This is a genomic window from Streptomyces sp. HUAS ZL42 (assembly GCF_040782645.1).
Classification (GTDB): domain Bacteria; phylum Actinomycetota; class Actinomycetes; order Streptomycetales; family Streptomycetaceae; genus Streptomyces.
On record NZ_CP160403.1, the window covers coordinates 4,388,120 to 4,412,791 of the forward strand.

Genomic DNA, 24,672 nt, shown 5'->3' on the forward strand with positions numbered 1-24,672 from the left:
GGCCGCGAGCCCCCCTCGCCGCCCCCTCACTCCGTGGACATGTGGTCCAGCCTCCGCAGAATCACGCCCTCCCGCAGCGCCCAGGGACAGATCTCCAGCGTCTCCACGCCGAACAGATCCATCGCCCCCTCCGCCACCAGCGCACCCGCGAGCAACTGCCCCGCCCGCCCGTCGGAGACACCGGGGAGTTCCGCGCGCTGGGCGGTGGTCATGCCCGCCAGCCGGGGCACCCACGCCTCCAGGGACTCCCGCTTGAGATCGCGCTGGACGTACAGGCCCTCGGCGGAACGCGCGGCACCCGCGATCCGGGCGAGTTGCTTGAAGGTCTTCGACGTGGCCACGACGTGGTCCGGGGGGCCGAACCGGCTGAACTCACCCACCGTGCGGGCGATCTGGGCACGGACATGCCGGCGCAGGGCCCTTATGTCCTCGGGATCGGGCGGGTCCCCGGGCAGCCAGCCGACCGTGAGCCGGCCCGCGCCGAGCGGCAGCGAGGCCGCCGCGTCGGGCTCCTCGTCGATGCCGTAGGCGATCTCCAGGGAGCCGCCGCCGATGTCCAGGACCAGCAGCTTGCCGGCGGACCAGCCGAACCAGCGCCGGGCGGCGAGGAAGGTGAGCCGCGCCTCCTCCGCGCCGGTGAGAACCTGCAGTTCGACGCCGGTTTCCTCCTGCACGCGCGCGAGGACGTCATCGGCGTTGCTGGCCTCCCGCACCGCCGAGGTCGCGAACGGCAGCAGATCCTCGACGCCCTTGTCCTCGGCGGCCTGGAGGGCCTCGTGGACGACGCCGATCAGTTTGTCGACCCCTTCGGCACCGACCGCCCCGCTGTCGTCGAGAAGTTCGGCGAGGCGCAGCTCCGCCTTGTGCGAGTGCGCGGGCAGCGGGCGCGCGCCTGGGTGTGCATCCACCACCAGCAGATGCACCGTGTTCGATCCCACGTCGAGGACACCGAGTCTCATGTAAGGAACGCTACTGCCAGCGGCGCTGTCCTCCGTCCCCCCGGCGGTGACGGGAGGGGCATCGGGCGACTTACTCTGGACCCGTGCCAAAGACGAAAAAGGCGAAGGACGAAAAGTCGACCAAGACGGCGAAGGCCGACAAGGTGGCCAAATCCACCCAGGGTTCTTCGCAGGTGAAGTCACCGAAGAGGTCGACGAAGGCCCTGACGGACCCGGCTGCCGACGAGAAGGGCCTCGACTTCGCTCGCGCGTGGGTGGAGTTCCCGGATCCTGCGGACGAAGAGCAGGTCTTCCGGTGCGATCTGACATGGCTGACCTCTCGCTGGAACTGCATCTTCGGCAGCGGCTGCCAGGGCATCCAGGCGGGCCGGGCGGACGACGGCTGCTGCACGCTGGGTGCCCACTTCTCGGACGAGGACGACGAGAAGCGGGTCGCCGAGCATGTGGCGAGGCTCACTCCCGAGATCTGGCAGAACCACGACGAGGGCCTGGAGAACGGCTGGGTCTCGGAGGACGACGAGGGTTCCCGGCAGACCCGCCCGTTCCACGGCTCGTGCATCTTCCAGAACCGTCCCGGCTTCCCCGCCGGGGCGGGCTGCTCGCTGCACATCCTGGCCCTGAAGGAGGGCCGGGAGCCGCTCGAGACCAAGCCGGACGTCTGCTGGCAGCTGCCGATCCGGCGGACGTACGACTGGATCGACCGGCCGGACGACACGCGCGTGCTGCAGGTGTCGATCGGTGAGTACGACCGCCGGGGGTGGGGTCCGGGCGGCCACGACCTGCACTGGTGGTGCACGTCGGCGACCTCGGCGCACGGCGCGGGCGAGCCGGTGTACGTCTCCTACCGGCCCGAGCTGACCGAGCTGATGGGCAAGGCCGGCTACGACCGTCTGGTCGAGCTGTGCGAGGAGCGGCTGGCCTCGCAGCTGCCGCTGCTGGCACCGCACCCGGCGGACCCGGTCGGCTGACGGACTCGGGGGCCCTGTCACGCGGGGCTCGGGTCGTCGCCCTCGCCGGGCGGCGGCGACGAGTTCCCCGGGCCGCCCGTGGACGACTCCGTGGGCTCCGGATCGGGCGGGGCGCTCGGGGTGGGGTCGGAGGTCGCCGACGTCGTGGGGCTCGGCTCGGGCGGGGGCGGATCGCTGGGGCTTCCGGAGCCCGGGCCCGGACCGGGGTCGGACGGGCGGGGCGCGGTGCCGCAGCCCTCGATCGAGACGACGGCTCCGGCGGGCGACACCGCCACGTGCGCGCGCCAGTACCCGGAAGGCTCGCGCAGATGATCGACGTACACCTTGATCGTCAGCGACTCGCCCGGTTCGAGCGTTCCCGAGGACCGGCTCAGGTAGAGCCAGGAGTCCTCGGTGGACGCGGACCAGCGCACTGGTGCATGTCCGGACGCGGTCAACGTGATGAGCGTGGTGTCCCCGCTGTTCCCGGCCGCCACGGCGAGACGCCCCGCGCCCTGCTGGTCGGCGCCCACGACGCTGATGACCTCGACGGAGACCTTGGGTTCGTTGCCCGTGCCGGGGCGGTCGCCCGGCTTGGTGCCGACGTTGCCGGCGTTCTGGTAGACGTCGTCGACCGCCTCGCCGTACAGGCTGTCGGGGCCGTGTGCCTCGCTCGCGCCGGCCGTACGGCCGCCCTCGCCGGCCGGGGGTGTGTCCCGGTACGCGGCCCACAGGGCGAACACCGGTGCGGCGACGACGGTGGCCACGACGGTCGTTGTGACGGCACGCGCGCGCAGGCGGTCCCTGCGGGCGGCGCGGTCCTTGGGGTCCATCGGAAAGCCGCGCCGGTCGAAGCGCGGAACGGCGGCCCCCCGCGCGCGCGGACGGTGCGTCATGGCGACGTGCAGGGCCGCGCGGGGCGCCTCCAGGACGGGCAGTTCGGCGGGCGTGACCATGGCGCCCGGCCAGCGTCCGGGGATCGCCCGCTCGGCGCTGCGCCGGCAGCGCGGGCAGTCGTCGACGTGCCGTACGAGCTCGCGGCGCAGGGCCGAGCCGAGCACGAGCTGGTCGTCCCCGGTCAGGCGGGCCACGCTCGGGCAGGTACCGGTCTCGACGACGACGAGGGCGGCGCGGGTGCGCTCGACCTCACAGGCTGCTGAGGCGAGCAGTTCGCGGGCGGCGGTCGGATCCATGCCGAGGACGGCGGCGACCTCGTGCGCGGCGAGGTGGTGGCGCACGGCGAGTTCCAGCGCCTCCCGCTGCTCGGGGGTCGTGCCGGCCGCCTCCGGCCAGGCGAGCAGGGCGAGTTCGCGCCGCCGCTCCTCCAGGACCTCCTCCGCGACGGCCGGGCCGTCGGCGTGGCCGGCAGGCTGCCGATGGGTGCCGTGGCGCCCGGACGCGTGCGTGCCCTGACGTTTCTGCTTGGCCTCGGCCAGCTTGCGCAGGCACGCCCAGCGGGCCAGCGCGTACAGCCACGCCCTGCGGTCCTCGGCGGAGGGGACCCTTTGCCCGCGCCGCTCGGCGAGCGCGAGCACGTCGCCGAGCGCGGTGGTCGCCGCGTCGTGGTCGCAGAGCACGGACAGGCAGTACGTGAACAGACCGTCCAGGTACGGCTCGTAGCGCGCGGGCGGCCGCTGCGCCAGCGTGCGCGCCCCGGCGCGGTCTCGCGCGTCCCGGGGGGCCCGGTGGGCGCCGGTGGTGCGGGTCGAGGTCTCCGGACTGCTGTTCATCACCTGTGCGACCGTAGGCGGCGCGCGATGACCCCTTCTCCCACCTTGAGCACTTTTAATCCGTACGGGTGAAACGATCCGCCATAAGGGGTCAGGAAGCGGTTGTTCCGCAGCTCGTTCAGCCCAAGGGCGTTCATCGGGCCCATCCCGCGTTGTCAGTGCATGCGGTTACGGTTTCCCCCATGGCTGCGCGCACCAGGACCACCAAGGACCGCCCGTCCTACCGCTGCACTGAATGCGGCTGGCAGACGGCCAAGTGGCTCGGCCGCTGCCCCGAATGCCAGGCATGGGGGACGATCGAGGAGTACGGCGCGGCCGCGGTGCGTACGACGACACCGGGACGCGTCACCACCTCCGCCCTGCCCATCGGCCAGGTCGACGGCCGCCAGGCCACCGCCCGTCCCACCGGCGTGCCCGAGCTGGACCGGGTCCTCGGCGGCGGTCTGGTCCCCGGCGCGGTCGTCCTCCTCGCGGGCGAGCCCGGGGTCGGCAAGTCCACGCTCCTGCTCGACGTGGCGGCCAAGTCGGCGAGCGACGAGCACCGGACGCTGTATGTCACGGGCGAGGAGTCGGCGAGCCAGGTCCGCCTGCGCGCGGACCGCATCAACGCCCTCGACGACCACCTGTATCTCGCCGCCGAGACCGACCTGGCGGCTGTCCTCGGCCACTTGGACGCGGTGAAGCCCTCGCTGCTGATCCTCGACTCCGTGCAGACCGTGGCGTCCCCGGAGATCGACGGCGCGCCCGGAGGCATGGCGCAGGTGCGGGAGGTGGCCGGCGCGCTCATCCGGGCTTCCAAGGAGCGCGGCATGTCCACCCTGCTCGTCGGCCATGTCACGAAGGACGGCGCGATCGCGGGCCCGCGCCTCCTCGAACACCTCGTGGACGTCGTCCTGCACTTCGAGGGCGACCGCCACGCGCGCCTGCGCCTCGTACGCGGCGTCAAGAACCGCTACGGCGCGACGGACGAGGTCGGCTGCTTCGAACTGCACGACGAGGGCATCACGGGACTTGCGGACCCAAGCGGACTTTTCCTGACCCGTCGTGACGAACCGGTCCCGGGCACCTGTCTGACGGTCACCCTGGAAGGCCGCCGCCCGCTGGTCGCCGAAGTGCAGGCACTCACCGTCGACTCGCAGATCCCCTCCCCGCGCCGTACGACCTCCGGCCTGGAGACCTCCCGCGTCTCGATGATGCTCGCGGTGCTGGAGCAGCGGGGCAGGATCAGCGCCCTCGGCAAGCGGGACATCTACTCGGCGACGGTGGGCGGCGTGAAGCTCTCGGAGCCGGCGGCGGACCTGGCGATCGCCCTCGCGCTGGCGAGCGCGGCGAGCGACACCCCCCTGCCCAAGAACCTCGTCGCGATCGGCGAAGTGGGTCTCGCGGGCGAGGTCAGACGGGTCACGGGCGTCCAGCGCCGGCTGTCGGAAGCCCACCGCCTGGGCTTCACGCACGCGCTCGTACCGGGCGATCCGGGCAAGATCCCTCCCGGCATGAAGGTCCTGGAAGTCGCCGACATAGGGGACGCCCTGCGGGTCCTGCCGCGCTCCCGTCGCCGAGAGGCCCCACGGGACGAGGAGGACCGCCGGTAGACTTTGCCCTGGTCTCGCCCGTCCGTACGAACCGAGTGCGCGAAACGGGAGCGCTACAGAACCTGCGACCGGAGGAGTGCAGTGGCAGCCAACGACCGGGCAGCAGCTCCCGGAAAGTCCGGTGGGAGTGCCGGTTCCGATGGCCTGATGCGCGCCTCGCTGAGCGCCGTGGCTCCCGGCACGGCACTGCGTGACGGCCTCGAGCGGGTTCTGCGCGGCAACACCGGCGGACTCATCGTGCTCGGCTCCGACAAGACCGTGGAGACCATGTGCACGGGCGGTTTCGTCCTGGATGTCGAGTTCACGGCGACCCGGCTGCGCGAGCTGTGCAAGCTCGACGGCGGCATCGTGCTGTCGTCGGACCTGTCGAAGATCCTTCGGGCGGGCGTGCAGTTCGTGCCCGACGCGACGATCCCGACGGAGGAGACGGGCACCCGGCACCGTACGGCGGACCGGGTCAGCAAGCAGGTCGGCTTCCCTGTCGTCTCGGTCTCCCAGTCCATGCGCCTGATCGCCCTGTACGTCGACGGCCAGCGCCGCGTCCTGGAGGACTCGGCGGCGATCCTGTCCCGTGCCAACCAGGCCCTGGCGACCCTGGAGCGCTACAAGCTCCGCCTGGACGAGGTCGCGGGAACGTTGTCAGCGCTGGAGATCGAGGACCTGGTGACGGTCCGGGACGTCTCCGCGGTCGCCCAGCGCCTGGAGATGGTGCGCCGCATCGCCACCGAAATCGCCGAATACGTGGTCGAACTGGGCACGGACGGACGTCTGCTCGCCCTCCAGCTCGACGAGTTGATCGCGGGCGTGGAACCCGAGCGCGAACTGGTGGTGCGGGACTACGTCCCCGAGCCGACGGCCAAGCGCTCCCGCACGGTCGACGAGGCCCTGTACGAGCTCGACGCCCTCACCCACGCCGAGCTCCTCGAACTGTCCACGGTGGCCCGCGCCCTGGGCTACACCGGCTCCCCCGAGGCCCTGGACTCGGCGGTCTCCCCGCGCGGCTTCCGCCTGCTGGCGAAGGTGCCGAGGCTGCCGGGCGCCATCATCGACCGTCTCGTCGAGCACTTCGGCGGACTGCAGAAGCTCCTCGCGGCGAGCGTGGACGACCTCCAGACGGTCGACGGCGTCGGCGAGGCCCGCGCCCGAAGCGTCCGGGAGGGCCTGTCAAGGCTGGCGGAGTCGTCGATCCTGGAACGGTACGTCTAGGAAAGCGCAGACCGCAGAGCTGCGGGCAGTCCTGCCGCTGGGGCGATGAGGGTCCCCCGCTCGAGCGAAGCCGAGAGTGGGGGAGACACCCCGCAAGCGCCGGGCTGCGCGACCCACCCCGCGCCGGCCACAAAAACGGCCCGCTAATCGGCCGACAGCACGAACGACGTCTGCGCCTTCTCGAACCCCGGCGCCTTCGCCTCCACCAGATACGTCCCCGCCCCGGCCGCCCCCGCCGAAGGCGTGGCGCACTCGGGCGCACTCGCCTTCCGGTCCCAAGCGACGGTGTACGTCGTGCTGCTCCCCGCAGGCACCCGGTACAGCAGACTCCCGGAAAGCCTGGGGCAGTCGGCCGACGACCAGTAGTCGTCGTCACTCCCGGCCTGAGTGATCGTCAACACCGCACTCTTCGGCCCGAGATCGATCTTGCAGTCGTTCGCGGAGGAGTTCTTCGCCACCAGCTGGAACGTCGGCGTCTGGTCCGGCGAGTAGGTGTTGTGGACACTGCGCAGGGTCAACGTGACCACGCTGGCAGTGCAGTTGGGCAGCGTGGACCCGGCCGGCAGGGCCCCCGTACTGCCGCCGCCGTCACCGTTGGCCCCGTCGTCCGCCCCTCCGGCGGACCCGTCCGATCCACCGCTCGACCCGTCGGTCCCACCGGAGTCCCCGGAGCCCGTCCCGCTGGATTCCCCACCGCCCGACTCGTCACGCCCACCCGGCGCTTGACTGATCGCGGGCCCGGAACTGGACGGCCCCGGCGTGATGGTGGAGGCGGGATTCTTGCCGTTGGCCCCGGTGTCCTTCTTCCCGCCCCCGCCGCCAGCGGTGACGATCCAGGTGATCAACAGCGCCAACAGGGCGAGCACGGACAGCAGTACGGCCCTCCGTCGCCAGTAGATGGAGGAGGGAAGCGGCCCGACCGGATTGCGCAGAGATCCCACGGCGCAAACTGTACGAGAGATCGCGGCGTTCGCTCGCCCCACCCGCCGCCCGGAACCACAACTTTTCCGGATCATCATCACGGCCCGATCGCCGACAGCACCCCTTGAGTCCCCGCGCCGCGACGCGTGTCCGCTCCCCCGCGCACGCGTGCCGCGACGCGCCCCCTGTGAGCGGCCCGATCGCCGAAGGTCGTGGGAGGATCGGAAGGCCATGACTGCGCCCACGAAGCCCCCGCACAGCACGCCCGCCGACGCCGTCTCCGGCCCGCCCCTCGGAGAGCAGTCGTCCCCCGGAGAACACCTGCACTCCGCCGTCATCGACTGGTTCGACGAGAACGCCCGCGACCTGCCCTGGCGGCGTCCGGAGGCCGGTGCCTGGGGCGTGATGGTCAGCGAGTTCATGCTGCAGCAGACGCCGGTGAACCGCGTCCTTCCCGTCTACGAGCAGTGGCTGGCCCGCTGGCCGCGCCCCGCCGACCTCGCCCAGGAGGCCCCCGGGGAGGCCGTACGCGCCTGGGGCCGGCTCGGCTACCCGCGCCGGGCGCTGCGCCTGCACGGCGCCGCGGTCGCCATAGCGGAACGGCACGGCGGCGACGTGCCGGCCGGTCACGCCCAGCTTCTCGCGCTGCCCGGCATCGGTGAGTACACGGCCGCCGCGGTGGCCTCCTTCGCGTACGGACAGCGGCACGCCGTCCTGGACACCAACGTGCGCCGCGTCTTCGCACGGGCGGTGACCGGCGTGCAGTACCCGCCGAACGCCACGACGGCCGCCGAACGCAAGCTCGCCCGTGCCCTCCTCCCCGAGGAGGAGGGCACCGCCGCCCGCTGGGCCGCCGCCTCCATGGAGCTCGGCGCCCTGGTGTGCACGGCCAGGAACGAGACGTGCCACCGCTGCCCGATCGCGGCGCAGTGCGCCTGGCGGCTCGCCGGCAAGCCGGAACACGACGGCCCGCCGCGTCGCGGCCAGACGTACGCGGGCACGGACCGCCAGGTCCGGGGCAAGCTGCTCGCCGTGCTGCGCGAGGCGCACGCGCCCGTACCGCAGTCCGTCCTGGACCGCGTGTGGCACGAGCCGGTCCAGCGCGCGCGTGCCCTGGACGGCCTCGTCGCCGACGGTCTGGTGGAGCCGCTGCCGGGCGCTCTGTACCGGCTGCCGCTGAGCTGACGCACAGACACATCACAGACGCACGGCCTTCATTACGCCCACCAGACCGCTCAAATCGCCTCACATCTCCACAATAAGGCCGGTCGCTTTACCCCTTTCCTGCTTCCGTTACACAACCGACGGACAGCCGAGCGCTAGCCGCAGGCTGCTTCGGACAGCGCCGTGACAACCCCTCCGTAGCTTCATTTGCGTGCCCGACAGGTTCGGGACAGCTACAGACCACAAGCAGTGGGACCGGCAGCACACGGGTCGGGAAACGGGGATCGGAGGCGGTTGATCATGGCGCAGGGCGAGGTGCTCGAATTCGAGGAGTACGTCCGCACCCGGCAGGACGCGCTGCTGCGCAGCGCCCGTCGGCTGGTCCCGGACCCGGTGGACGCCCAGGACCTGCTCCAGACGGCGCTGGCGCGGACGTACGGCCGATGGGACGGCATCGCCGACAAGCGGCTGGCGGACGCCTACCTGCGCCGCGTGATGATCAACACGCGGACCGAGTGGTGGCGGGCCCGCAAGCTGGAGGAGGTGCCGACCGAGCAGCTCCCGGACGCGCAGGTCGACGACTCCACCGAACAGCACGCGGACCGCGCCCTGTTGATGGACGCCATGAAGGTGCTCGCTCCGAAACAGCGCAGCGTCGTCGTGCTGCGACACTGGGAGCAGATGTCCACGGAGGAAACGGCCGCGGCCCTCGGCATGTCGGCCGGAACGGTCAAGAGCACGCTGCACCGGGCGCTCGCCCGGCTCCGCGAGGAGCTGGAGGCCCGCGATCTGGACGCACGCGCGCTGGAGCGTGAGGAGCGGGAGCGTTGCGCGGCGGCCTGACCGAGGCCGGGCCCACACCGGCCCGAAGCACCTATCAGGCGGCGATCACGGCAGTGGCCGTGCTCGCCGCCCTCGCCCTTTTCGTTTCCGCCTGCGCCACGGGCGGCACCGGCGCCCGCGACGAGGGCCCCGCGCACTCGGACTCGATGGCGGGCGCGGCCGTGTCCCCCATGTTCTCGCCCTCCGCCGTCCCGGACCGTGTGGACGCCGTCAAGCTCATCAAGGACGACCCGCTGGTCTCGGTGGAGGTGAAGAACGAGCTGAAACCGTGCGTGGCCGACGAGTACCCGGTCGACGTGTCGTACGGCGATCTGACCGGGGGTTCCGCCGACGACGTCGTCGTCAATGTGCTGACCTGCAGTGACGCGGTGGGCGTCGGCAGTTATGTGTACCGGGAGCGGGACGGCGAGTACCAGAACGTGTTCAAGGCGGAGGAGCCCCCGGTCTACGCCGAGATAGACCGCGGCGACCTGGTGGTGACCAAGCAGGTGTACGGGAAGGGCGACCCGGTGTCGAGTCCGTCCGGCGAGAACGTGATCACCTACCGCTGGACCTCGGGCCGCTTCACCGAGGAGTACCGCACGCACAACGAGTACAGCAACGCCGTGGGCGGGGACCCGACGCCCGTGCCCGAGGCGGGCTGACGCATGATTTTCCCGTCCGCGTGAACCGATCGGGCCGCTCGATCCGATCAATGAGTGAACGCACCACGCCCTCCGCGCGTCAATCCATGGGCGGCACCGTCCGATGCTGGACGGCCCACGGACCGCACGACCGAGAAACCACGAGGACTGAGAGCACCGGGATGGCAGAGCAGACCCACGTCCTTTTCGTCGAGGACGACGACGTCATCCGCGAGGCCACCCAGCTCGCCCTGGAGCGGGACGGCTTCGTGGTCACCGCCATGCCCGACGGACTGTCCGGCCTGGATGCCTTCCGGGCCGACCGCCCCGACATCGCGCTGCTGGACGTCATGGTGCCCGGCCTGGACGGGGTGAGCCTGTGCCGGCGCATCCGGGACGAGTCCACCGTGCCGGTGATCATGCTCTCGGCGCGCGCGGACTCCATCGATGTCGTCCTGGGGTTGGAGGCGGGCGCCGACGACTATGTGACCAAGCCGTTCGACGGCGCCGTCCTGGTCGCCCGGATCCGCGCGGTGCTGCGCCGCTTCGGCCACGCCGGCGGCGGCGACCGGGCGGAGGAGTCCGGCTCCGCGACAGCCCGCGGGCTGCTGACCTTCGGCGACCTGGAGGTCGACACCGAGGGCATGGAGGTGCGCAAGGCCGGGGAGCCGGTAGCACTCACACCGACCGAGATGCGCCTGCTGCTGGAGTTCTCCTCCGCGCCGGGCACGGTACTCTCCCGCGACAAGCTGCTGGAGCGTGTATGGGACTACGGCTGGGGCGGGGACACCCGCGTCGTCGACGTCCATGTGCAGCGGCTGCGCACGAAGATCGGCCAGGACCGGATCGAGACGGTCCGCGGCTTCGGCTACAAGTTGAAGGCCTGAGCGGGGCGGCGTCATGCGGGGGATCATCCGGCGCAGGGTTCCGGCGCGCGTGGAGCGCGCGGGAATCCGTACGGGCCTGAGGTGGAAACTGAGTGCGGCGATCGCCCTGGTCGGCGCGCTGGTCGCGATCGCGCTGAGCCTGGTCGTGCACAACGCGGCCCGGGTGTCGATGCTGGACAGCTCGCGCGATCTCGCGGACGAGCGCATCCAGATCGCGCAACGCAACTACGAGCTGTCCGGGCGGCTGAACTTCCCCAACACCTCGATCGACGACCCGCGGTTGCCGGCGGCGCTGCGCGCGAAGGTCGAGGAGGGCCGGCGGGCCACCTATGTGTCCGACCGGGCGAACGGCGTGCCGGACATCTGGGCCGCCGTACCGCTCAAGAACGGCCATGTGATGTCCCTGCACACCGGGTTCACCGACCGCAGCACGGACATCCTCAACGACCTCGACCAGGCCCTGGTCATCGGCTCCATCGCGGTCGTCTTCGGCGGCAGCGCGCTCGGGGTGCTGATCGGCGGGCAGCTGTCGCGCCGGCTGCGCAAGGCGGCGGCCGCGGCGAACCAGGTCGCCAGGGGCGAGACCGACGTCCGGGTGCGGGACGCCATCGGCGGTGTCGTACGGGACGAGACCGACGACCTGGCGCGCGCGGTGGACGCGATGGCGGACACTCTGCAGCAGCGCCTGGAGGCGGAGCGCAGGGTCACCGCCGACATCGCGCACGAGCTGCGCACGCCGGTGACCGGACTGCTGACGGCAGCGGAGCTGCTGCCTCCCGGCCGGCCGACGGAACTGGTGCTGGACCGGGCGAAGGCCATGCGCACCCTCGTCGAGGACGTCCTGGAGGTGGCCCGGCTGGACGGCGCCTCCGAGCGGGCCGAGCTGCAGGACATCGTGCTGGGCGAGTTCGTCGCCCGGCGGGTGGCGGCGAAGGACCCGGACGTCGAGGTGCGGGTGGTGCACGAGTCCGAGGTCACCACCGACCCGCGGCGTCTGGAGCGGGTGCTGTTCAACCTGCTGGCCAACGCCGCGCGGCACGGCAAGCCGCCGATCCGGGTCACGGTGGAGGGCCGGGTGATCCGGGTCCGCGACCACGGCCCCGGCTTTCCCGAGGATCTGCTCGCCGAGGGCCCGAGCCGCTTCCGCACGGGCAGCAAGGACCGCGCGGGGCACGGTCACGGCCTCGGCCTGACCATCGCGGCGGGGCAGGCGCGGGTGCTGGGCGCCCGGCTGACCTTCCGCAACGTACGCCCGGCCGGGGCGCCGGAGCACATACCGGCGGAAGGCGCGGTGGCCGTCCTGTGGCTGCCGGAGCACGCGCCGACGAACACGGGCAGTTATCCGATGCTGCCGTAGCCGTTCACGGCACAAGCGGGCCGGGCGGACGGCCGTCGCTCGGCGGGGTCCATGGGAGAAGGCCCCCGGGGGCGGACAGCTGCCCAGGGGCCTTCGTTCACAGTCGGGTCAGACGGCTTCGACGACCGGTGCCTGCGCCGCCGTACCGTCCGCCGGACCCTCGGACGGCTTCTGCGGTCCGCTCCGCAGGGCGACCTCCTTCACGAACACGGCCGCCACCAGCGCGACCACCGCCACCACGGCCCCCAGCAGGAATGCCGAGTGCGTGCCGGCCGACACCGCGTGCTGGTACGCCTCCCGTGCCACCGCGGGCAGCTTCGCCAGGCTCGCCGCGTCCAGCTGCGCGGACTGCTCGGTCACCTCGGAGCCCAGCGCACCGGCCCGCTCGGCCATGACGTCCTGGACCCGGTTGTTGAACAGCGCGCCCATGATGGCCACACCGAAGGAGGAGCCGAGCGTACGGAACAGGGTGGTGGACGAGGACGCGACGCCCATGTCCTTCATCTCCACGCTGTTCTGCGCGACGAGCATGGTGATCTGCATCAGGCAGCCCATGCCGAGACCGACGACGGCCATGAACACACCGGAGGTCAGGCGGCTGGTACCGGTGTCCATCGTCGACAGCAGATACAGCCCGACGATCATCAGCGCGCTGCCGACGACCGGGAAGATCTTGTAACGGCCCGTGCCGGTGGTCACGCGGCCCGCGACCATCGACGTCACGAGCATCGCGCCGAGCATCGGCAGGAGCAGCAGTCCGGAGTTGGTCGCGGAGGCACCCTGCACGGACTGCTGGTACAGCGGCAGGAAGAGGGTCGCGCCGAACATCACGAAACCGGTGATGAAGCCGATGAGCGACATCAGCGTGAAGTTGCGGCTGCGGAAGATGTGCAGCGGCACGATCGGCTCGGCGGCCCGGGTCTGCCAGAACACGAATCCGACCAGCGCGGCGACACCGATCCCGATGAGCTCCATGATCCGCGCGGAGCTCCACGCGTACTCCGTACCGCCCCAGGTGGTGACGAGCACGATGGAGGTGATGCCGACGGTCAGCAGCGCGGCGCCGAGGTAGTCGATGCGCGCCTCTGCACGCTTCTTCGGCAGGTGCAGGACCACACTGATCAGGGCCAGCGAGACCGCGCCGAGCGGCAGGTTGATGTAGAAGGACCAGCGCCAGCCCCAGTTGTCGGTGATGGTGCCGCCGACGAGCGGTCCGGCGATCATCGCGATCGCCATCACGCCGGCCATCATGCCCTGGTACTTGCCGCGTTCCCGCGGCGGAATCAGGTCACCGATGATCGCCATGACGCCGACCATCAGACCGCCGGCGCCGAGGCCCTGCACGGCGCGGAAGCCGATGAGCTCCCCCATGTTCTGGGCCATGCCGCTCAGCGCGGACCCGATCAGGAAGATCACGATCGACGTCATGAACGAGCCCTTGCGCCCGTACATGTCGCCGAGCTTGCCCCAGATCGGGGTGGCGGCCGCCGTCGCGAGCGTGTAGGCCGTCACCACCCAGGACAGGTGCTCCAGCCCGCCGAGCTCGCCCACGATCGTCGGCATCGCGGTGCCCACGATCATGTTGTCGAGCATCGCGAGCATCATCGTGATCATCAGGGCGAGCAGGACGACCCGCACGCTCCTGACCTGTTTGCCAACAGGCTGTTCGCCCGTGGCTGTCTCTGGTGTCTGTGTGTCCGCCATCGTTCCCACTCCCCCGGCGCTCCTACTTACTTGCCGCCCGGCTAGTTCACTACACTGGGGAAGGTAGACTCCTAACTAGCCGGGCGTCAAGTAAGTTTTCCGGAAAGCGCGGGAGCGGGGAGGATGGGTCACACCATGGACGGCACCAGGCAGCGGCGCCGCGGGAACACCCGCCAGCGCATCCAGGACGTGGCCCTCGAACTCTTCGCCGAGCAGGGCTACGAGAAGACCTCTCTGCGCGAGATCGCCGAGCGCCTCGAGGTCACGAAGGCGGCGCTGTACTACCACTTCAAGACCAAGGAAGAGATCATCGTCAGCATCTTCGAGGATCTGACGAAGCCGATCGAGAACCTGATCGAGTGGGGCAGGCAGCAGCCGCACACGCTCGAGACGAAGCACGAACTCGTACGCCGCTACAGCGAGACCCTGGCCGAGGCGGCCCCGCTCTTCCGCTTCATGCAGGAGAACCAGGCGACGGTACGGGAACTGAGCATCGGCGAGATGTTCAAGAACCGCATGCTGGGCATGCGCGACATCATCATCGATCCCGACGCCGACCTGGTGGACCAGGTGCGCTGCATCAGCGCCCTGTTCACGATGCACGCCGGGATGTTCCTGCTGAAGGACCTCGAAGGCGACCCCGAGGACAAGCGCAAGGCAGTCCTCGAGGTCGCCACGGATCTGGTGACCCAGGCCCATCGGGGCGGGGAACAGCCTTAGAGGGTCACGCCCTTGGAGCGCAGGAAGCGGACCGGGTCGATGGCCGAGCCGTAGTTCGGGCTCGTACGGATCTCGAAGTGCAGGTGGGGCCCGCTGGAGTTGCCGGTGTTGCCCGACCGGGCTATGTGCTGACCGGTCTTGACGACCTGACCGACCTTCACGTCGACGCGGGACAGGTGGGCGTACTGCGAGTAGATCCCGTTGCCGTGCTTGATGACGACGGCGTTGCCGTAGGCGGGGCCGTCGCCGGCGCCGTTGCCGCCGGCCTTGACCACGGTGCCGCCGTGCGCGGCCATCACGTCGGTGCCGCTCGGCACGGCGAAGTCCTGCCCGCTGTGCGTGGACTGCCACATGGCGCCGGACTGGTGGAAGCTGGCGCTCAGCTTGTACTTCTTCACCGGGTCGACCCACGAGGAGGCCGACACGGCCGACTTGGCGGTGGTGGCCTCCGCGGCCGACGCGACCCCGGCTCCCAGCACGACAGACGCACCGAGGGCGGCGGCCACAACAGCCGCGCGGGTGCGGAGGACGGACGTACGGGAAGAACGGGAAGACACGCGCTGGGACATCGAAACCTCAGGGGGTCGGGGGCAGAAGAACCATCCGGCGCACAGCCATTCGCCGGGTGGGCCATCCCTTGGTACCCCCCGGACCCACATACGCCCAAACGTGTGATCTACGACTAAACCTAGTACATCGCCCCGAAATTACGCACTTCTTGACAGAAGTGCCATCGCGGCTAATCCGCCCATGGAGCGGGGATTGCCCACCACATGGGAGGCTAAAATTCCGTTTTGCCCCAGAATCCCCCACCACTATTCAGCCTAGTAACGGACAAATCGCCTGTGCGGCATGTCACCGGGCACCTAGATCAAAGGGCCTCGGAGTGTGACGGGGGCTACGTAAGCCCCAATCGCGGGTGGGTCGCGGGAAGTTGACTGACTGTGAGCCTCACCACAAACGCCGACCGACCCATGTGACCGGCCTCTCATCCGCCGCTACCGTCCAGTAACCCGCTGGTCCCCCTCAAGCCACTCCCACCCATCAGCATGCCCACGACACAGGCAGCGCACGGACGCGAGAGGACCCCCACACATGACCAGACGCACCTGGACGCGCCGCATCGGCATGACCGCCGTTGCCACGGCCGCCGTCACGGCGATGGCCGTTTCCACCGGCGCCCAGGCCGCGACGGCCACCAGCACCTCCACCGTCGCCACCACGGCCGCCGCGGAGGACGTCGACTACGCCACCTGGCAGAACGACTGCCAGACGGTGATGGACCAGGCGCTGCCGTATCTCAAGCAGCGCATCGCCGCCGCCAAGCCGGGCGAGAAGCAGGCGATCGTCTTCGACATCGACAACACCACCCTGGAGACCGACTTCGGCTTCAGCTACCCGCAGCCGGCCAACAAGCCGGTCCTGAACGTCGCCAAGTACGCCCAGGAGCACGGGGTCTCCCTGTTCTTCGTCACCGCTCGGCCGGGCATCATCTACTCGTTCACCGACTACAACCTCAAGTACGTCGGCTACAACGTCTCCGGTCTCTACGTCCGCGGCCTCATCGACCTCTTCAAGGATGTCGCCGCCTACAAGACGGCCCAGCGCGTCGACATCGAGAACAAGGGCTACACGATCATCGCGAACATAGGCAACAGCGCCACCGACCTGTCGGGCGGTCACGCCGAGAAGACCTACAAACTGCCGGACTACAACGGGCAGTTGTCCTGACCCGAAAAAGGGGGCTGCCCCGGGACTTTCCGTCCCGGGGCAGCCCCCTTTTCGTGTTCAGGCCGAGCGAAGCGCCTACGCGTCCTTGCTCAGGTTCGGCCCGGCACCGCCGGCCGCCTGCTCGATCGGCGGGACGTCCGGCAGGGCCGACTTCTCCTCACCCCGGAAGGTGAAGGTCTTGGTCTCGCCCTCGCCCTCGGTGTCCACGACCACGATGTGACCGGGGCGCAGCTCGCCGAAGAGGATCTTCTCCGACAGCGAGTCCTCGATCTCGCGCTGGATCGTGCGGCGCAGCGGCCGGGCGCCCAGCACGGGGTCGTAGCCCTTCTTGGACAGCAGCTCCTTGGCGGACTGGGAGAGCTCGATGCCCATGTCCCGGTCCTTCAGGCGCTCGTCCACCTTGCCGATCATCAGGTCGACGATCCGCAGGATGTCCGCCTGCGTCAGCTGCGGGAAGACGACCACGTCGTCGACGCGGTTGAGGAACTCGGGGCGGAAGTGCTGCTTGAGCTCGTCCGACACCTTGTTCTTCATGCGCTCGTAGTTCGACTTCGTGTCACCGGAGGCCGCGAAGCCCAGGTTGAAGCCCTTGGAGATGTCCCGGGTGCCGAGGTTGGTCGTCATGATGATGACCGTGTTCTTGAAGTCCACGACCCGGCCCTGGGAGTCGGTCAGGCGACCGTCCTCCAGGATCTGCAGCAGCGAGTTGAAGATGTCCGGGTGGGCCTTCTCGACCTCGTCGAAGAGGACGACCGAGAACGGCTTGCGGCGGACCTTCTCCGTCAGCTGGCCACCCTCTTCGTAGCCCACGTAGCCGGGGGGCGAACCGAAGAGACGCGACACCGTGTGCTTCTCGCTGAACTCCGACATGTCGAGGGAGATCAGCGCGTCCTCGTCACCGAAGAGGAACTCCGCCAGAGCCTTCGACAGCTCCGTCTTACCGACACCGGAGGGGCCGGCGAAGATGAACGAGCCACCCGGACGCTTCGGGTCCTTCAGACCGGCGCGCGTACGGCGGATCGCCTTCGACAGCGCCTTGACGGCGTCGTCCTGGCCGATGACCCGCTTGTGGAGCTCTTCCTCCATGCGCAGCAGGCGGCTGGACTCCTCCTCGGTCAGCTTGAAGACCGGGATGCCGGTGGCGGTGGCGAGGACCTCGGCGATCAGCTCGCCGTCGACCTCGGCGACGACGTCCATGTCGCCGGCCTTCCACTCCTTCTCCCGCTTGGCCTTGGCGGCCAGGAGCTGCTTCTCCTTGTCGCGCAGGGAGGCGGCCTTCTCGAAGTCCTGCGAGTCGATCGCGGACTCCTTGTCTCGGCGGACACCGGCGATCTTCTCGTCGAACTCGCGGAGGTCCGGCGGCGCGGTCATCCGGCGGATGCGCATCCGGGAGCCGGCCTCGTCGATCAGGTCGATCGCCTTGTCCGGCAGGAAGCGGTCCGAGATGTACCGGTCGGCCAGGGTGGCCGCCTGGACCAGGGCCTCGTCGGTGATGGAGACGCGGTGGTGGGCCTCGTACCGGTCGCGCAGCCCCTTGAGGATCTCGATCGTGTGCGGCAGGGACGGCTCCGCGACCTGGATCGGCTGGAAGCGGCGCTCGAGGGCCGCGTCCTTCTCCAGGTGCTTGCGGTACTCGTCCAGGGTGGTCGCACCGATGGTCTGCAGCTCACCGCGGGCCAGCATCGGCTTCAGGATGGAGGCGGCGTCGATGGCGCCCTCGGCGGCGCCCGCACCGACCAGCGTGTGGAGCTCGTCGATGAACAGGATGATGTCGCCACGGGTGCGGATCTCCTTGAGCACCTTCTTCAGGCGCTCCTCGAAGTCACCGCGGTAGCGGGAGCCGGCGACCAGGGCGCCGAGGTCCAGGGTGTAGAGGTGCTTGTCCTTGAGGGTCTCGGGCACCTCGCCCTTGACGATGGCCTGCGCGAGGCCCTCGACGACGGCGGTCTTGCCGACGCCGGGCTCACCGATCAGCACCGGGTTGTTCTTGGTACGGCGGGACAGCACCTGCATGACCCGCTCGATCTCCTTCTCGCGCCCGATGACCGGGTCGAGCTTGGACTCACGAGCGGCCTGAGTGAGGTTCCGGCCGAACTGGTCGAGGACCAGGGACGTCGAGGGCGTGCCCTCGGCAGGCCCGCCGGCGGCGGCGGTCTCCTTGCCCTGGTAACCGGAGAGCAGCTGGATCACCTGCTGCCGCACCCGGTTGAGATCTGCGCCCAGCTTGACGAGGACCTGGGCGGCGACGCCCTCGCCCTCGCGGATCAGGCCGAGCAGGATGTGCTCCGTGCCGATGTAGTTGTGGCCCAGCTGGAGGGCCTCGCGGAGCGAAAGCTCCAGGACCTTCTTGGCACGGGGGGTGAAGGGGATGTGCCCGGACGGGGCCTGCTGGCCCTGGCCGATGATCTCCTCCACCTGCTGGCGGACCGCCTCGAGCGAAATCCCGAGGCTCTCAAGGGCCTTGGCGGCGACACCCTCACCCTCGTGGATCAGGCCCAGGAGGATGTGCTCGGTGCCGATGTAGTTGTGGTTGAGCATCCGGGCTTCTTCCTGAGCCAGGACGACAACCCGCCGCGCGCGGTCGGTGAACCTCTCGAACATCGTTAATCGCTCCTCAGAGCGGTCAGGCAGTGGGGGGAACTTCCCCTCCCTGTCCTTCCGCAGCTTAGTCCCGCAAGCGGGGACCGCTCATTCCAACTGCCGACACCGGACCGAGAACCAACACTGCCTCCTGACCCCGAACGCCGACATATGCTCCAACCCGATGGTGCGAGACGATGTTCCCGCAGGCCAGGTGGTTACCCTCACCACCACTACGCCGATGGCGAACGTGAGACGCCCTTCCCTGCGTGTCGCCCCCTCCCACTAGGGATGTCTTACCCGCTGGGACTGACACTCCATGCGGCGCGCACCGGTTCCCTCCGCTACGGGCGAACAACCTTGCGCCTCCCGGCACCCCTGCGCGCCCCCGATTCGGCACTCTGTGCAGTCATGGGTCCACCCAGCGTAACCCGCACGCGCTTCCGGCGGTTGCGACTGGCATGGCCGGCCCAGTCCTCCCGATCATCACGCTCCCCCTGCCCCGCCGTCCGCTCGAGGTGAGCGATCAGGTCCGGCGGTGGTACGAGAACGAACTGGGCTGGGCGACAGTGCCCGCGAGCCCCGGGGATCCCGGAATGCGGATTCGGCTTCGCGTGGGCGTGCGCTTCGACGTGCTGGATGTGCCGGCCGAGGCCGGACTCGTGGGGCTGCGGCGCCTGGGGCCGGACTCTCCGGTGGCCCTGCGGGGGGAGCGGATGCGGCTGCTGGTGGCCGCGGGCAGCGCGGACGAGATGCCGGGACTCCTGGACTGGCTGGAGTGGGGGTCGCTGCCGCTGGACATGGTGGCCGTGGGAGCAGGCGGGACGATGGAAGCGCCGCTGCCTCCCGGTGCCGTGCCTCCTGGCGCGCCCGTGTCTCCCGGCCCCGGGACGGCCGGAACGCGGCCGCTGCCACCGGACCCCGTCACAGACCCCGTCACACCTCTGCAGGGGGCCGCCGTGTGGCTGCGGCCCCCCGTGCCCGGGTGCGAGGTCGAGGCCTCGCTGCCGACGCTGTCGGCCATGGGGGGCGACGGGAGCGCCCCCGATCTCGTACGACTCGTGGACACGATGGCAACGCAGTGCCATCGGATCCGGCTGCGGCGCGGGTGCGCCCAGCCGTCGGCCTTCTCCTAGGCCTCACGCCCCGATCAGGCGTTGGCCTTCTCATAAGCCTCGCGAATGGACGCGGGAACACGGCCGCGGTCGTTGACCTCGTATCCGTTCTCCTTCGCCCATGCGCGGATCTGCGCGGTGTCCTGGCTGCCGCCGGAAGTGGCGGCACGCGCCTTTCCACGCCCACCCGAAGCACGGCCTCCGGTTCGACGACCGCCCTTCACATAGGGCTCGAGAAGGCTGCGCAGCTTGTCCGCATTGCCAGTCGTGAGATCGATCTCGTACGTCTTGCCGTCCAGCGCGAACGTCACGGTCTCGTCTGCCTCGCCGCCGTCGAGGTCGTCGACAAGAAGGACCTGAACCTTCTGTGCCACCGGATTTCCTTTCATCGATAACGTGAGGACCGGGGGGTCTGCGGCGTCCGCCGTTTCGCCGCCCCCTGTTATATGCAGTACTGCAGTACGTCGGAAAGCAAACCGCTTTTGCTGGAAAAACACAAACCCCCGGCAGAGACCGGCAGCCCTCCCCGGTCCGGAAACGTGCGCGTTTCGGACATAGGGTCTTGTCGATCACAGATGCAGAAGCATCCGGCTGTTGCCCAGGGTGTTCGGTTTCACTCGTTCGAGACCGAGGAACTCGGCGACGCCCTCGTCATAGGAACGCAGCAACTCCGCGTAGACATCGGTGTCGACAGGCGTCTCTCCGATCTCCACGAAGCCGTGCTTGCCGAAGAAGTCCACTTCGAAGGTCAGACAGAAAACGCGGCGAACGCCGAGCCAGCGCGCGGTGTGCAGCAACTTCTCCAGCAACTGATGACCGACGCCGGCGCCCTTCAGACCGGGCTTCACGGCGAGAGTGCGCACTTCCGCGAGGTCTTCCCACATGACGTGCAGTGCGCCGCAGCCGACCACCTCGGCGTTGTCGTCGCGTTCCGCCACCCAGAACTCCTGGATGGCCTCGTAAAGCGCCACCGTCGCTTTGTCGAGCAGGATGCCCTCGCGGACGTACGCGTCAAGGAGTCGGCGCACGGCGGGAACATCGCTGGTCCGGGCCCGCCGGACGGTGATGGCTTTAGCCGTGACTTCGGGGCTCTCGGCGGAGGGGCTCTCTGCGGACATGAGCGGACGCTATCGCCCGCCGGCCTCCTGCGCCGAGCCGGGGTTGTCGCTTGCGGTATCGGAGCCGGTATCCCGCGGCGCTTCCGTCGTTTCCGGTCCTTGCACGATGCGTACGGCGTCCCGCAGCGCCTGTCGCTGTTCGTCGCTCATCATGCCGAAGAACGCGACAAGAGCTGCCGCAGGGTTGTCGCTCTGCGCCCAGGCGTCGTTCATCAGGGCGGCGGCGTAGGCGGCGCGGGTGGAGACCGCCTCATATCGATAGGCGCGCCCTTCCGCCTCGCGGCGCACCCAGCCCTTCTGATGGAGATTGTCCAAGACGGTCATCACCGTGGTGTACGCGATGGACCGTTCCCGCTGAAGGTCTTCCAGGACTTCTCGAACGGTCACGGGGCGGTTCCACTTCCACACCCGCGTCATGACCGCGTCTTCGAGTTCTCCCAATGGGCGAGGCACAACTCAGAACAATAGTGGGAGATCTCGGCAATGACGTAGTGAACCTGCGCTTTTAGTGGCAAACAGGAACGAAAAGGGGCGAACTACTCTGCGTTCGAGGCCTGGCGGGTGCTCTCCGCGCGCGCGATGGCGGCGTCGACGGCGGCGTCCTCCTTGGCCTTGTTGGCGCCGCCCTGGGTCTTCACGATCACCCGGATCACACCGATGAAGAACACGGCCATGACGACCGGGGGCACGAGCGCTGAGACGTAGTCCATGGATCCAGGGTAGCCACGGGGGAGCGAGGGCCCGGGGCGGGGGCGGGCCGGGGCGGGGGCGCCCGGCACCGGACGCCCCGGCGACATCGGGGGCTGGGGCGGTGTGGTGATGCCGCCGGGTGCGGGGGCCGGGGGGCGGCTCAGCCCGCGACGAGTTGCTGGGGCGGGTTGGCGGGCGGCGGGGCCGGCTTGCGGCGGGGGAAGACCTCGCCAGGGGTGGGGATGGGACGGCGGGCGGGCTTGGGCTCGGAGGGCGCCGGCTTCGGGGCGGGGGCGGGAGCGGGGGCGGCCGGTTTCTCCGCGGGTTTCTTCTTCGGCTTGTCGGCGGGTTCCTCGGCCGCGCCGGAAAGCCCTCCCGGAAGGGCCAGGAGGCGGGTACGGCAGCCGGGGACGCTCGGCACGGCCTCAGGGGCCTCGTGCGCCGTACGGCCGGCGAGACGGGCGCGTACGCCCTGCTCGGCACGCGTCTGGCAGCGGCTGAGGAGGGCGGCCGCGGCGGGATTGCCACGCAGCGCCCGTAGGGCGGTGAGGTCGTCGGGTTCGGGCCGGCAGCCGGTGGCGAGCACCTCCTCCAGGAGCGCCAGGTAGCCGGCGGCGGCGCCGGGGAGAGCGGCGCGGTACCGGGCGAGGTCGGCCACCAGGAAGGCCCTCAGCCGGGCGCCCTCGCGCATCGCCTCGTCGAGGGACTCGGCGAGACGGTGGCAGTCCTGGACGTCCTCGGCCGAGGCGGGGCCGGGGTGGAGGGCGAGGGCGAGAGCGCGGCGGAGCACACGCAGCTCCTCCGCACCGAACGCCATGCCGCCGCGGGATCCGTATGGCGTGGGCATGCGGCGACGATACGCGCTAATCAGACAAACTCGACATAGGGGGCGGGCGTGGCGCGGGGGTGCCACTCGGGTGGGTGGTTCCTCACGTGCGTGAAACGCTGCGCGGCCTGCGTGGAACCCGGCGCGGCGGCCCCGGGGCCGGCGCCCTCACATCCGCGACACGTTCCGCTCGTACACCAGTCGCAGGCCGACCAGCGTCAGCCACGGCTCGTGCTCGTCGATCACCGACGACTCCCCCAGCACCATCGGCGCCAGCCCGCCCGTGGCGATCACCGTCACGTCTTCGGGATCGTCCGCCAGCTCACGCGCCATCCGGCTCACCACGCCGTCGACCTGCCCCGCGAACCCGTAGATGATTCCGGCCTGCATCGCCTCGACCGTGTTCTTGCCGATCACGCTGCGCGGCCGTGCCACCTCGATCTTCCGCAGCTGAGCGCCCTTGACCCCCAGCGCCTCGACCGAGATCTCGATACCGGGCGCGATGACACCACCGACGTACTCCCCGCGCGCGGAGACCGCGTCGAACGTCGTCGCCGTGCCGAAGTCCACGACGATCGCCGGCCCGCCGTACAGCTCGACCGCCGCGACCGCGTTGATGATGCGGTCCGCGCCGACCTCCTTGGGGTTGTCGGTCAGGATCGGCACACCGGTCTTCACGCCCGGCTCGACGAGCACGGCGGGCACGTCCCCGTAGTACCGCCGGGTCACCTCGCGCAGCTCGTGCAGCACGCTCGGCACCGTCGCGCAGATCGCGATCCCGTCGATGCCGTCCCCCAGCTCCTCTCCGAGGAGCGGGTGCATGCCCATGAGGCCCTGCAGGAGCACCGCGAGTTCGTCGGCCGTACGGCGCGCGTCCGTCGAGATCCGCCAGTGCTCGACGATGTCCTCGCCGTCGAACAGGCCGAGCACGGTGTGCGTGTTCCCTACGTCGATCGTCAGCAGCATGGCCGGCCCGCTCCCTACTCCGCCGCTCGCAGGTCCAGGCCGATGTCCAGGATCGGCGAGGAGTGGGTCAGCGCCCCGACGGCCAGGAAGTCGACGCCCGTGTCCGCGTACGCCTTCGCGTTCTGCAGCGTCAGCCGGCCCGACGCCTCGAGGAGCGCGCGTCCGCCGACGATGCCGACCGCCTCCCCGCACTCGCCGGGCGTGAAGTTGTCCAGCAGGATCAGGTCGGCGCCCGCGTCCACGACCTCGCGCAGCTGGTGCAGGGTGTCGACCTCGACCTCGATCGGCACGTCGGGAAAGGCCTCCCGTACGGCCTTGAAGGCCTGGGCGACACCGCCCGCGGAGACCACGTGGTTGTCCTTGACCAGCGCCGCGTCCGACAGCGACATGCGGTGGTTGATCCCGCCGCCGCACCGGACGGCGTACTTCTCCAGCGAGCGCAGGCCCGGCGTCGTCTTGCGGGTGTCCCGGACGCGGGCCTTGGTGCCCTCCAGGACGTCGGCCCACGCGCGCGTGGCCGTCGCGATGCCGGACAGGCGGCACAGCAGGTTGAGCGCGCTGCGCTCGGCGGTCAGCAGGTCACGGGTGCGCGTGGTGACCGACAGGAGCTTCTGGCCCGCCTCCACCCGGTCGCCGTCCTCCACGTGCCGCTCGACCTCGAACTCGTCGGTGCAGACCACGGAGATCACCGCTTCGGCGACCCTGAGGCCCGCCGCGACGCCCGCCTCACGGGCGGTGAAGTCGGCGGTGGACACGGCGTCCTCGGGGATCGTCGCGACCGTCGTGACGTCCACGCCGTGGTCGAGGTCCTCCTGGATGGCGACGTTGGCGATGTCCTCGACCTCCACGGGGTCGAGTCCGGCATCGGCCAGGAGCTGCGCGAGCGCGGGGTCGAGCCCGCACTCCAGGTACTCCTCGCCGGCGTCCGCACCGCAGGCGCAGCCGTCGCCGCAGCCGCCGCTCCGGGCGAGGGGAAGGTCGGGGGTGCTCACT

General features: G+C 70.1%; 24 protein-coding genes. 11 read left to right on the forward strand and 13 right to left on the reverse strand.

Annotated features, from left to right (window positions below; translation table 11 throughout):
• Nucleotides 1-26: 26 nt before the first annotated feature.
• Entirely contained in the window at nucleotides 27-959 is a 933-nt protein-coding gene (locus ABZO29_RS20040) for a Ppx/GppA family phosphatase (protein WP_367321562.1), read from the reverse strand.
• Nucleotides 960-1,042: 83 nt separating this feature from the next.
• On the opposite strand from ABZO29_RS20040, the gene ABZO29_RS20045 reads away from it, so the two are divergent.
• Nucleotides 1,043-1,927 (forward strand): hypothetical protein, encoded by an 885-nt coding sequence (locus ABZO29_RS20045; RefSeq protein WP_367321563.1) that lies wholly within the window; start codon nucleotides 1,043-1,045, stop codon nucleotides 1,925-1,927.
• A 17-nt stretch (nucleotides 1,928-1,944) separates the two neighbouring features.
• On the opposite strand, the gene ABZO29_RS20050 is transcribed toward ABZO29_RS20045, so the two are convergent.
• A complete protein-coding gene (locus ABZO29_RS20050; protein ID WP_367321564.1) occupies nucleotides 1,945-3,639 on the reverse strand; it encodes a hypothetical protein in 1,695 nt (564 codons plus the stop codon).
• Nucleotides 3,640-3,818: 179 nt separating this feature from the next.
• Here ABZO29_RS20050 and radA point away from each other — a divergent pair, with 179 nt between their 5' ends.
• Both radA and disA read left to right on the forward strand, forming a co-directional pair.
• A complete protein-coding gene (radA, locus tag ABZO29_RS20055) occupies nucleotides 3,819-5,228 on the forward strand; it encodes a DNA repair protein RadA (RefSeq protein ID WP_367321565.1) in 1,410 nt (469 codons plus the stop codon).
• Between the two features lie 81 nt (nucleotides 5,229-5,309).
• On the forward strand, nucleotides 5,310-6,434 hold the full coding sequence (gene disA / locus ABZO29_RS20060) for a DNA integrity scanning diadenylate cyclase DisA (RefSeq protein WP_367321566.1): 1,125 nt from the start codon (nucleotides 5,310-5,312) through the stop codon (nucleotides 6,432-6,434).
• Nucleotides 6,435-6,577: 143 nt separating this feature from the next.
• On the opposite strand, the gene ABZO29_RS20065 is transcribed toward disA, so the two are convergent.
• The gene (locus ABZO29_RS20065; protein WP_367321567.1) at nucleotides 6,578-7,375 is read right to left on the reverse strand and encodes a hypothetical protein; all 798 of its coding nucleotides are present in this window, start codon (nucleotides 7,373-7,375) and stop codon (nucleotides 6,578-6,580) included.
• 211 nt (nucleotides 7,376-7,586) lie between these two features.
• On the opposite strand from ABZO29_RS20065, the gene ABZO29_RS20070 reads away from it, so the two are divergent.
• The 5 genes from ABZO29_RS20070 to cseC all read left to right on the forward strand — a co-directional run bounded on the left by ABZO29_RS20070 (nucleotide 7,587) and on the right by cseC (nucleotide 12,229).
• Nucleotides 7,587-8,540: an A/G-specific adenine glycosylase gene (locus ABZO29_RS20070; protein WP_367321568.1), complete on the forward strand. Its 954-nt coding sequence runs from the start codon at nucleotides 7,587-7,589 to the stop codon at nucleotides 8,538-8,540.
• A gap of 279 nt (nucleotides 8,541-8,819) precedes the next feature.
• On the forward strand, nucleotides 8,820-9,362 hold the full coding sequence (locus tag ABZO29_RS20075) for a SigE family RNA polymerase sigma factor (RefSeq protein WP_367321569.1): 543 nt from the start codon (nucleotides 8,820-8,822) through the stop codon (nucleotides 9,360-9,362).
• Entirely contained in the window at nucleotides 9,347-10,006 is a 660-nt protein-coding gene (locus ABZO29_RS20080; RefSeq protein WP_367321570.1) for a hypothetical protein, read from the forward strand. Before ABZO29_RS20075 ends, ABZO29_RS20080 begins: the two co-directional genes overlap by 16 nt.
• A 161-nt stretch (nucleotides 10,007-10,167) precedes the next feature.
• Nucleotides 10,168-10,872: a two-component system response regulator CseB gene (gene cseB / locus ABZO29_RS20085; RefSeq protein ID WP_367321571.1), complete on the forward strand. Its 705-nt coding sequence runs from the start codon at nucleotides 10,168-10,170 to the stop codon at nucleotides 10,870-10,872.
• Between the two features lie 13 nt (nucleotides 10,873-10,885).
• Nucleotides 10,886-12,229 (forward strand): two-component system sensor histidine kinase CseC, encoded by a 1,344-nt coding sequence (gene cseC, locus ABZO29_RS20090; protein ID WP_367321572.1) that lies wholly within the window; start codon nucleotides 10,886-10,888, stop codon nucleotides 12,227-12,229.
• A 108-nt stretch (nucleotides 12,230-12,337) separates the two neighbouring features.
• Here the strand turns inward: cseC and ABZO29_RS20095 are convergent, their stop codons facing one another.
• The gene (locus tag ABZO29_RS20095) at nucleotides 12,338-13,933 is read right to left on the reverse strand and encodes an MDR family MFS transporter (RefSeq protein ID WP_367321573.1); all 1,596 of its coding nucleotides are present in this window, start codon (nucleotides 13,931-13,933) and stop codon (nucleotides 12,338-12,340) included.
• Nucleotides 13,934-14,056: 123 nt separating this feature from the next.
• Here ABZO29_RS20095 and ABZO29_RS20100 point away from each other — a divergent pair, with 123 nt between their 5' ends.
• Nucleotides 14,057-14,653, forward strand: coding sequence for a TetR/AcrR family transcriptional regulator (locus ABZO29_RS20100; RefSeq protein WP_367321574.1), 597 nt, complete (start codon nucleotides 14,057-14,059; stop codon nucleotides 14,651-14,653).
• Here the strand turns inward: ABZO29_RS20100 and ABZO29_RS20105 are convergent.
• Nucleotides 14,650-15,222 carry a M23 family metallopeptidase gene (locus ABZO29_RS20105; RefSeq protein WP_367321575.1) on the reverse strand — a complete coding sequence of 191 codons (573 nt, stop codon included), beginning with the start codon at nucleotides 15,220-15,222 and terminating at the stop codon, nucleotides 14,650-14,652. The genes ABZO29_RS20100 and ABZO29_RS20105 overlap by 4 nt on opposite strands.
• 526 nt (nucleotides 15,223-15,748) lie before the next feature.
• Here ABZO29_RS20105 and ABZO29_RS20110 point away from each other — a divergent pair.
• Nucleotides 15,749-16,384, forward strand: coding sequence for an HAD family acid phosphatase (locus tag ABZO29_RS20110; protein WP_367321576.1), 636 nt, complete (start codon nucleotides 15,749-15,751; stop codon nucleotides 16,382-16,384).
• A gap of 75 nt (nucleotides 16,385-16,459) precedes the next feature.
• Here ABZO29_RS20110 and ABZO29_RS20115 read toward each other — a convergent pair whose 3' ends face one another.
• On the reverse strand, nucleotides 16,460-18,985 hold the full coding sequence (locus tag ABZO29_RS20115) for an ATP-dependent Clp protease ATP-binding subunit (protein ID WP_367321577.1): 2,526 nt from the start codon (nucleotides 18,983-18,985) through the stop codon (nucleotides 16,460-16,462).
• 440 nt (nucleotides 18,986-19,425) lie between these two features.
• Between ABZO29_RS20115 and ABZO29_RS20120 the strand changes: the two genes are divergently transcribed.
• Complete coding sequence (locus ABZO29_RS20120) at nucleotides 19,426-20,100, forward strand: SCO3374 family protein (protein WP_367321578.1); 675 nt, start codon at nucleotides 19,426-19,428, stop codon at nucleotides 20,098-20,100.
• A 14-nt stretch (nucleotides 20,101-20,114) separates the two neighbouring features.
• On the opposite strand, the gene ABZO29_RS20125 is transcribed toward ABZO29_RS20120, so the two are convergent.
• The 7 genes from ABZO29_RS20125 to nadC form a co-directional block, all read right to left on the reverse strand.
• Nucleotides 20,115-20,453 carry an Lsr2 family protein gene (locus ABZO29_RS20125; protein WP_367321579.1) on the reverse strand — a complete coding sequence of 113 codons (339 nt, stop codon included), beginning with the start codon at nucleotides 20,451-20,453 and terminating at the stop codon, nucleotides 20,115-20,117.
• Nucleotides 20,454-20,648: 195 nt separating this feature from the next.
• Complete coding sequence (locus ABZO29_RS20130; protein WP_367321580.1) at nucleotides 20,649-21,197, reverse strand: amino-acid N-acetyltransferase; 549 nt, start codon at nucleotides 21,195-21,197, stop codon at nucleotides 20,649-20,651.
• Between the two features lie 9 nt (nucleotides 21,198-21,206).
• A complete protein-coding gene (locus ABZO29_RS20135) occupies nucleotides 21,207-21,638 on the reverse strand; it encodes a BlaI/MecI/CopY family transcriptional regulator (RefSeq protein WP_367321581.1) in 432 nt (143 codons plus the stop codon).
• A gap of 95 nt (nucleotides 21,639-21,733) precedes the next feature.
• Nucleotides 21,734-21,907, reverse strand: coding sequence for a hypothetical protein (locus ABZO29_RS20140; protein WP_367321582.1), 174 nt, complete (start codon nucleotides 21,905-21,907; stop codon nucleotides 21,734-21,736).
• 140 nt (nucleotides 21,908-22,047) lie between these two features.
• Nucleotides 22,048-22,704, reverse strand: a complete 657-nt coding sequence (locus ABZO29_RS20145; RefSeq protein ID WP_367326183.1) for a hypothetical protein — start codon at nucleotides 22,702-22,704, stop codon at nucleotides 22,048-22,050.
• A 177-nt stretch (nucleotides 22,705-22,881) separates the two neighbouring features.
• Nucleotides 22,882-23,679 (reverse strand): type III pantothenate kinase, encoded by a 798-nt coding sequence (locus tag ABZO29_RS20150; RefSeq protein ID WP_367321583.1) that lies wholly within the window; start codon nucleotides 23,677-23,679, stop codon nucleotides 22,882-22,884.
• Between the two features lie 14 nt (nucleotides 23,680-23,693).
• The gene (gene nadC, locus ABZO29_RS20155) at nucleotides 23,694-24,671 is read right to left on the reverse strand and encodes a carboxylating nicotinate-nucleotide diphosphorylase (protein ID WP_367321584.1); all 978 of its coding nucleotides are present in this window, start codon (nucleotides 24,669-24,671) and stop codon (nucleotides 23,694-23,696) included.
• Nucleotide 24,672: the final 1 nt, after the last annotated feature.

What these genes read in the sequence shown, in the direction of transcription:
- ABZO29_RS20040 (WP_367321562.1), bottom strand. Translation starts at nt 959, where the DNA reads ATGAGACTCGGTGTCCTCGACGTGGGATCGAACACGGTGCATCTGCTG.
- radA (WP_367321565.1), top strand. Translation starts at nt 3,819, where the DNA reads ATGGCTGCGCGCACCAGGACCACCAAGGACCGCCCGTCCTACCGCTGC.
- ABZO29_RS20070 (WP_367321568.1), top strand. Translation starts at nt 7,587, where the DNA reads ATGACTGCGCCCACGAAGCCCCCGCACAGCACGCCCGCCGACGCCGTC.
- ABZO29_RS20075 (WP_367321569.1), top strand. Translation starts at nt 8,820, where the DNA reads ATGGCGCAGGGCGAGGTGCTCGAATTCGAGGAGTACGTCCGCACCCGG.
- cseB (WP_367321571.1), top strand. Translation starts at nt 10,168, where the DNA reads ATGGCAGAGCAGACCCACGTCCTTTTCGTCGAGGACGACGACGTCATC.
- cseC (WP_367321572.1), top strand. Translation starts at nt 10,886, where the DNA reads ATGCGGGGGATCATCCGGCGCAGGGTTCCGGCGCGCGTGGAGCGCGCG.
- ABZO29_RS20095 (WP_367321573.1), bottom strand. Translation starts at nt 13,933, where the DNA reads ATGGCGGACACACAGACACCAGAGACAGCCACGGGCGAACAGCCTGTT.
- ABZO29_RS20100 (WP_367321574.1), top strand. Translation starts at nt 14,057, where the DNA reads ATGGGTCACACCATGGACGGCACCAGGCAGCGGCGCCGCGGGAACACC.
- ABZO29_RS20105 (WP_367321575.1), bottom strand. Translation starts at nt 15,222, where the DNA reads ATGTCCCAGCGCGTGTCTTCCCGTTCTTCCCGTACGTCCGTCCTCCGC.
- ABZO29_RS20110 (WP_367321576.1), top strand. Translation starts at nt 15,749, where the DNA reads ATGACCAGACGCACCTGGACGCGCCGCATCGGCATGACCGCCGTTGCC.
- ABZO29_RS20115 (WP_367321577.1), bottom strand. Translation starts at nt 18,985, where the DNA reads ATGTTCGAGAGGTTCACCGACCGCGCGCGGCGGGTTGTCGTCCTGGCT.
- ABZO29_RS20120 (WP_367321578.1), top strand. Translation starts at nt 19,426, where the DNA reads ATGGCCGGCCCAGTCCTCCCGATCATCACGCTCCCCCTGCCCCGCCGT.
- ABZO29_RS20130 (WP_367321580.1), bottom strand. Translation starts at nt 21,197, where the DNA reads ATGTCCGCAGAGAGCCCCTCCGCCGAGAGCCCCGAAGTCACGGCTAAA.
- ABZO29_RS20140 (WP_367321582.1), bottom strand. Translation starts at nt 21,907, where the DNA reads ATGGACTACGTCTCAGCGCTCGTGCCCCCGGTCGTCATGGCCGTGTTC.
- ABZO29_RS20145 (WP_367326183.1), bottom strand. Translation starts at nt 22,704, where the DNA reads ATGGCGTTCGGTGCGGAGGAGCTGCGTGTGCTCCGCCGCGCTCTCGCC.
- ABZO29_RS20150 (WP_367321583.1), bottom strand. Translation starts at nt 23,679, where the DNA reads ATGCTGCTGACGATCGACGTAGGGAACACGCACACCGTGCTCGGCCTG.